Annotated in this window: 1 protein-coding gene and 1 pseudogene; both read left to right on the top strand. The window is 61.9% G+C overall.

Annotated elements, in window-relative coordinates:
• A pseudogene (locus A3730_RS19480) lies at nucleotides 1–301 on the top strand (acetyl-CoA carboxylase biotin carboxylase subunit); the annotation flags it as partial.
• 199 nt (nucleotides 302–500) lie between these two features.
• On the top strand, nucleotides 501–1,158 hold a 658-nt coding region (gene prmA / locus A3730_RS19485; RefSeq protein WP_063538720.1), incomplete at its 3' end, for a 50S ribosomal protein L11 methyltransferase.

Genomic DNA, 1,158 nt, shown 5'->3' on the forward strand with positions numbered 1-1,158 from the left:
TTGCCCGGGGAAAATATCCTACTTCCATGCGCCTGGCGGCAACGGCGTGCGGGTGGACTCCCATATCTACAGTGGCTACACCGTCCCCCCCTATTACGATTCCCTGATCGGCAAGCTGATCACCTGGGGGGAAAGCCGCGACATCGCCTTTGCGCGCATGAAAAACGCACTGGACGAAATCGTGGTAGAAGGCATCAAGACCAATATCGCTCTGCACCGCGACAAAATCTTCAAGGACAAGGCGTTCATTGAAGGCGGAGTGGATATTCACCACCTGGAGAAAAAGCTGGGCGATCAATAAGCGCCTGCTCTTTCCTCTGCGCCACAACAAAGGCCGCGCCCGCTAACCCGGCGCGGCCTTTGTTTTTCTGGCCCGGCAACGGCAAAAATCACCGCACCAGCGAACCGGCCGGCGTAACGACAGGCAGCGCAGGGCAGCAGAATCCGCTAGACTGCGGCCACTTTCCACCCGTACATCACAACGCCTTGCAGGAGTGTCCATGGCCTGGCTTCAGCTCCACCTTGCCACCACCGAACAACACGCCGATGCCTTTCAGGCTGCCCTGGAAAACCTCGGCGCCGTGGCCGTGACCCTCACCGACGGCGCCGACCAGCCCGTATTCGAACCGCCGCCGGGCACCCGCCCGTTGTGGCAAAACACCGTGGTCAGTGCGCTGTTTGAAAAGGACCAGACTCCCGAGCTGATACTTGCCGCTCTCACAGCCCAGGGGCTGACAGCCGAAGCCAGCCACCACGAAACCCTGGAAGACCAGACCTGGGAGCGGGCCTGGATGGATGACTTCTCGCCCATGCAATTTGGTGAGCGACTGTGGATCATTCCCAGCTGGAGCGAGGCGCCAGACCCGCAAGCCGTCAACCTGAAGCTGGACCCGGGCCTTGCCTTCGGCACCGGGACCCACGAGACCACCTCGCTGTGCCTGCAATGGCTGGACGGCGCCGACCTGCACGGCAAAACCGTGCTCGATTTCGGCTGCGGCTCCGGGGTACTGGCCATCGCCGCGCTGTTACTCGGTGCCGGTGAGACCACCGGCACGGATATCGACCCCCAGGCGCTGATCGCCAGCGAAGACAATGCCCGTAATAATGGCGTGGCAGACTCGCTCGCCCTGTACCTGCCGGAGCAGATGCCTGCGGATT

This window comes from Alcanivorax sp. HI0044, from assembly GCF_001634945.1.